Annotated in this window: 2 protein-coding genes; one reads left to right on the forward strand and one right to left on the reverse strand. The window is 75.0% G+C overall.

Annotated features, from left to right (window positions below; genetic code table 11):
- On the reverse strand, nt 1-400 hold a 400-nt coding region (locus tag DZF91_RS23415), incomplete at its 3' end, for a sigma factor (RefSeq protein WP_268915968.1).
- Between the two features lie 160 nt (nt 401-560).
- Here DZF91_RS23415 and DZF91_RS41305 point away from each other — a divergent pair.
- Entirely contained in the window at nt 561-797 is a 237-nt protein-coding gene (locus tag DZF91_RS41305; RefSeq protein ID WP_199486830.1) for a DUF397 domain-containing protein, read from the forward strand.
- The last annotated feature ends 316 nt before the right edge of the window (nt 798-1,113 follow it).

Here is a 1,113-nt window from a genome sequence, read left to right on the forward strand (position 1 = left end):
CGAGCGGCCCCCGTGCGGCGCTCGCGTCGAGCCGGTGGGCGGCCCGCTCCTCCGGGCCCTCCGCGGGGCCGTCCACGCCGGTCCGGGCGAGCGCCGTGTACTGGCGCGCCTCGGCGCGGTGCCGGCGGGCGATGAGGTTGGACGCGATGCCGTACAGCCAGGGCCGGGCGTCCGGGCGGGCGAGGTCGTAGGAACCGCGCCGGTCGAAGGCGACCAGGAACGTCTCGGCGGCCACGTCGTCGGCGGCTGCCGCGCCGAGCCGCCGCGCGGCGTACCCGTGGATCGCGTCGAAGTAGCGGTCGAAGATCCCGGCGAAGCTCTCCGGCTCGCGCAGCGACCGCTCGATGACCGCGGCGTCCGGTTCGGCCCGGACGTCCGCCGAAGGGGGCGCGGGGGTCACCGGGCGCGGTTCCGTGGTTCGGGGGGCATGGTCGGCCTTCCGTGAGAGGACGCGTTGCATCCTCTCTTCGCCGCGGGCGCCGTGGCGTTCGCGCCCCCCGCGCGAGGGCCGCGCGTTCTAGGCTGGAGAGCGTCCGCGGACCGGCCTCGAAGGGGTGGCAGTGAACAGTCAGGAACCGATCGTCACCGACGGTGTCATCATCGAGTTCATCGACGGCAAGGACGTCCCGGTGAACCACAAGGAGTTCGGTGAGCGGGCCGTCGTGATGCGTTCGGCCAAGGACGACGACGGTCCCGTCCTCTACTTCACCGAGGCCGAGTGGGACGCGTTCGTCGCGGGCGTCAAGGACGGCGAGTTCGACGACCTGCTGGAGGAGGAGCCCCCGGCCCAGGCGTGACGCCGGGGCACGGTCGAGGCTCCGCCGGGGCACGGTCGAGGCTCCGCCGGTGCACGGTGGAGGCACGGTCGAGGCTTCGGCGGGGCGCCGTCGGAAAGGGCCGCCGTCCGGTTTGACCCGGGCGGCGGCCCTCCGCCAGGATGGCGGCCTCTTACCGATCACCAGGGAGAGCCGTCTCGTGACCGAACCGAACCCCGGGGGCACGGCGCACGACCACGAGTTCACCCGGGGGGCGGCGGCGCTGCTCCGCCGCGAGCTCGCGCGCCCGAGCGGGCCGGGCTCCCCGGCCGACGCGGCGGTGCGCACGAACGTCCCG

This window comes from Actinomadura logoneensis (genome assembly GCF_003428695.1).
Classification (GTDB): domain Bacteria; phylum Actinomycetota; class Actinomycetes; order Streptosporangiales; family Streptosporangiaceae; genus Spirillospora; species Spirillospora logoneensis.